At 64.0% G+C, this 4,369-nt stretch carries 4 protein-coding genes; 1 reads left to right on the top strand and 3 read right to left on the bottom strand.

All coding sequences use genetic code 11. The features are described 5' to 3' along the window. From EN884_RS27290 to mnmE, 3 genes are all read right to left on the bottom strand, one after another. The coding region (locus EN884_RS27290) for an RsmG family class I SAM-dependent methyltransferase (protein ID WP_206617651.1) at nucleotides 1-254 on the bottom strand (254 nt) is incomplete at its 3' end. After that, on the bottom strand, nucleotides 251-2,131 hold the full coding sequence (gene mnmG, locus EN884_RS27285) for a tRNA uridine-5-carboxymethylaminomethyl(34) synthesis enzyme MnmG (protein WP_063169598.1): 1,881 nt from the start codon (nucleotides 2,129-2,131) through the stop codon (nucleotides 251-253). The genes EN884_RS27290 and mnmG, both read right to left, overlap by 4 nt. A gap of 299 nt (nucleotides 2,132-2,430) precedes the next feature. Beyond that, entirely contained in the window at nucleotides 2,431-3,762 is a 1,332-nt protein-coding gene (gene mnmE / locus EN884_RS27280; RefSeq protein WP_063169599.1) for a tRNA uridine-5-carboxymethylaminomethyl(34) synthesis GTPase MnmE, read from the bottom strand. A 64-nt stretch (nucleotides 3,763-3,826) separates the two neighbouring features. Here mnmE and EN884_RS27275 point away from each other — a divergent pair. After that, nucleotides 3,827-4,369: thioredoxin domain-containing protein (locus tag EN884_RS27275; protein ID WP_164895176.1), on the top strand; the 543-nt coding region annotated here is incomplete at its 3' end.

Here is a 4,369-nt window from a genome sequence, read left to right as displayed (position 1 = left end):
GCCATGACAAGGCCCGGAAATCCGCCGCCTGAGCCGATATCCACCCAGCGTGTGGCTTGGGGCTCTATGCGCGCGAGCTGCGCGCTGTCCAATATATGACGCTGCCAGACGTCGCCCGAGGTCGATTGCGCCACCAGATTGATGCTGCGATTCCACTTCTGGAACATCTGCTCGAACGCCACCAGCCGATCGAATGTTTCACGTGAAACCGGGCCTGCCGTGTCCTGCAGGCTCGCTAGGGTCATAGAACTCACGCAACATCCTTTTGCAGGCGCTGGGCGCTCTCCGCGTGACGGACATGCGCGACAATGATCGCCAGCGCCGCCGGCGTCATGCCTTCCATGCGCTGGGCATCGGCGATGGAGCGCGGCCGCCGCGCCTGCATCTTCTGCTTCAACTCGTTCGACAGACCCGGCACTCCGGCGAAATCGACCGTCTCGGGGATCAGCCGGCTCTCTTCATGCCGGATCTGCGCCACATCCGTCTTCTGGCGATCGAGATAGACTGAATATTTCGCCTCTGTTTCGAGGCGCTCCGCCGTCTTGCCGTCGATCGCCGCGAATCGCGAATCGATACGACCCAGCCAGGCCACGTCGACGTCGGGATAGGACAGCAATTCATAACCGGACCGGCGCACGCCGTCCCGGTTGATTTCCAGCCCATGACGCGCCGCCTCGTTGGGCGTCATTGTGAGCAACTTCGCCAGCTCCCGCGCTTCATCAAGATTCTGCATGACATCCCCGTAGCGTCGCATTCGCTGCGCCGAGGCGATGCCAAGCTTCGCAGCCACGGGCGTCAGCCGCTCATCGGCATTGTCGGCGCGTAGCGACAGCCGGAACTCGGCCCGCGACGTGAACATCCGGTAGGGCTCCGCAATGCCCCGGCTGGTCAAATCATCGACCATGACGCCGATATAGGCCTCGGTGCGGCTGAGCACGATCTGCTCGCTGCCCGCCGCCCGCCGCGCCGCATTGAGGCCGGCAAGCAAGCCTTGCCCGGCCGCTTCTTCATAGCCGGTCGTGCCGTTGATTTGCCCGGCGAGGAACAGGCCACTGACGCGCTTCGTCTCCAGCGTCTGATGCAGCTCGCGCGGATCGACATGATCATATTCGATGGCATAGCCGGGCTGCAGCATGACGGCTCGCTCCAGCCCCGGAATGGTTTTCAAGATGTCGAGCTGCACATCCTCGGGCAGCGAGGTCGAAATGCCATTGGGATAGACGGTGTCGTCGTCCAGGCCTTCCGGCTCCAGAAAAATCTGGTGCCCGTCCCTGTCCCCGAACTTGACGATCTTGTCCTCGATCGACGGGCAATAGCGCGGCCCAACGCCTTCGATCGATCCGGAATACATGGCCGAGCGACCGAGATTGGCGCGTATCAACTCATGCGTCGCGGTCGTCGTCCGCGTAATGCCGCAATCGATCTGCGGCGTGGTGATACGGTCGGTCATCAGCGAGAACGGCACCGGATCCGCATCCGCCGCCTGGCTTTCCAGCGACGCCCAGTCGATGGTCCGGCCATCGAGCCGCGGCGGCGTCCCGGTCTTCAGCCGTCCAAGCTTGAAGCCGGCGCGGTCCATCGTTGCCGACAGGCCGAGGCTCGCCTGCTCGTTCATGCGGCCGGCGACGATCTTCTTCTCGCCGATATGGATAAGCCCGCGCAGAAAAGTTCCGGTCGTCAGGACGACCGCGCCACAGACCAGGCGCCGGCCGTCGGCTAGGAGAACCGCCGTGATCTGCCCGTCGGCGATCTCGAAGTCCAGAACCTCGCCTTCGACCACGTCGAGATCGTTCTGCTGCCGAATCGCTTCCTGCATGGCAAGGCGATAGAGCTTTCTGTCGGCCTGCGTACGCGGGCCGCGCACCGCAGGGCCTTTGCGGCGGTTGAGCAGGCGGAACTGTATGCCGGCCGCATCCGCCACGCGGCCCATGAGGCCGTCCATGGCATCGATCTCGCGCACCAGGTGGCCCTTGCCGAGCCCGCCGATCGCGGGGTTGCACGACATGACGCCGATCGTGTCGAAACGCAGCGTCACCAGCGCCGTCCTGGCGCCGGCGCGCGCGGCAGCGCTGGCCGCCTCGCAACCCGCGTGGCCGCCGCCCACCACAACCACATCATAGCGATTGGTCATTTCCAAACGTCCTGGACTCAGAAGAATGAGGGACACATGTCCCTGCGGAGCGACGCTGTCAAGAAAACTCCGCGACAAGTTTCACGTGAAACAGCCGCGCCGCTAGTCAGCCCAGTGTTTCACGTGAGTCATCGGGCCGCCTGACACGTTTCACGTGAGTCATGCAGGCGGCGCAGCGCGGTGGTGGCCCAGATGAAGCCTACCCGCCTTCGGGGTTCGTCGAAAATCACGAAGCCATGCAGCAAAGCAACATACGATCTAAAGGGAGCTCACGCCGCAGCGACCCTGTTTCACGTGAGTCATTTCCCGATGCAGAACTGCGAGAAGATCACGTCCAGCATGTCCTCGACGTCGATGGCGCCGACGATTCGGCCGAGGCGATCGGCGGCGAGCCGCAACTCCTCCGCGCGCAACTCCTGCTCGTTCATCCGGCCGTCAGTGGCGCGATGCAGATGGCGGTTGGTCTCGCCAAGCAATTCGACGTGGCGAAGGCGCGACGGCAGGACATCGCCGACGCTGCCGGCTGACTCCGACGCGCGCCGGCCAATCTCCGCCAGCAATTCCTCCACGCCGGTCCCCTCCTCCACCGAGATGACAAGATCATAGTCGGCGGTCGCGTCGGGCACTGCACGGCCGTCGATCAGATCAAGCTTGGTGCCGACAAGCAGGGTGGGCGCCACGGTCGGCAGCTCACCGACATCCCTTGGTTTCGCCATGTCGTGAAGCAACAGCAAGAGATCGGCGCCATGCGCCTTGGCCCTCGCCTTCTCGATGCCGATCGCCTCGACCTTCCCCGGCGCATCGCGCAACCCGGCCGTATCCGTAAGCCGGACACGCAGCCCCTGAACATCAAGTGTCACTTCAAGCAGGTCGCGGGTCGTGCCTGGTTCATCCGTTACTATAGCGGCATCGCGCCGCGCCAGGGCGTTGAACAGACTCGACTTACCGGCGTTGGGGGCACCGAGGATGACGACCTCAAAGCCGTCGCGAATGATCTCGGCGGCGCGAAATCCGGCGATGTGCCGGTCGATCTCGTCGATCATCGTTCTGACATCAGACCAGACCGCATCCGAAACGGAACCAGGGACGTCTTCCTCGTCGGCGAAATCGATCTCGGCCTCGATCATGGCGCGGGCATGGATCAGCCTGCGGCGCCAGCCGAGATAGAGTTCGCTCTGTACGCCGTCGGCATTCTGCACCGCGAAGCGCCGCTGCGCCTCCGTCTCGGCATTGACGAGATCCGCCAGCGCCTCGGTCTCGACCAGGTCTACCTTGCCGTTCAGAAAGGCGCGACGCGTGAATTCGCCCGGTTCCGCGTGCCTGACGCCGTCAAACCCGGTCATCGTCTCCAGCATTTTTGCCACAACGGCACGGCCGCCATGAACGTGGAATTCCGCGACGTCCTCGCCGGTGAAACTGGCCGGACCGGGAAAGAACACGACCAGCCCGGTGTCGAGCACGGCTCCATCGGGTGCCCGCATCTTGCGCAGAGCCGCCGCGCGGTCCTTAACCATAGCCCCAGCAATCGTTTCGACGACGAATCGAGTCTGTGGGCCGGAAATTCGGATGACGGCGACGCCGGCAGGCAGCCGGCCGCTCGACAGCGCTACGATGGAATCGCCTGAAATCATTTGCCCGCTCTACTGAACCGCCCTAGCTTCACGCCTATCAGCCAATCGCACCCGAGTTTGCCCAGTGACGCTGCCCGCGCAAAACCTGCTTGCCGAAGAAGCCAGCCCCTATCTGCAGCAGCACAGCGGCAATCCCGTCCACTGGCGGGCCTGGTCGCCGGCTTCGCTCGAAGAGGCGAAAGCGCTGGATAGGCCGATCCTGCTCTCGGTCGGCTATGCCGCCTGCCATTGGTGCCATGTCATGGCGCATGAAAGCTTCGAAAACGATGGCATCGCCGCCGTCATGAACCGTCTGTTCGTCAATATCAAGGTCGACCGCGAGGAGCGCCCGGACATCGACCAGATCTATATGGCGGCGCTGTCCTCGATGGGCGAGCAGGGCGGCTGGCCGCTGACCATGTTCCTGACCCCGGACGGCAAGCCGTTCTGGGGCGGCACCTATTTTCCGCGCGAGCCGCGCTACGGCCGCCCCGGCTTCATCCAGGTGATGGAGGCGGTGGACAAGGCGTGGCGGGAGAAGCGGGCGAGCCTCAACCAGAGCGCCGACGGCCTGACGACGCATGTCGAGGCGAGGCTCGCCGGTTCGCATGCCAGAACCGTGCTCGAC

The organism is Mesorhizobium sp. M7A.F.Ca.AU.001.01.1.1 (assembly GCF_004022735.1).
Taxonomy (GTDB): domain Bacteria; phylum Pseudomonadota; class Alphaproteobacteria; order Rhizobiales; family Rhizobiaceae; genus Mesorhizobium; species Mesorhizobium ciceri.
Note: the sequence above shows the minus strand (reverse complement) of the source record. Positions and strands in the feature narration are given on the sequence as shown.

Coding starts and splice junctions, on each gene's coding strand:
- mnmG (WP_063169598.1), bottom strand. CDS start 2,131: ATGACCAATCGCTATGATGTGGTTGTGGTGGGCGGCGGCCACGCGGGT.
- mnmE (WP_063169599.1), bottom strand. CDS start 3,762: ATGATTTCAGGCGATTCCATCGTAGCGCTGTCGAGCGGCCGGCTGCCT.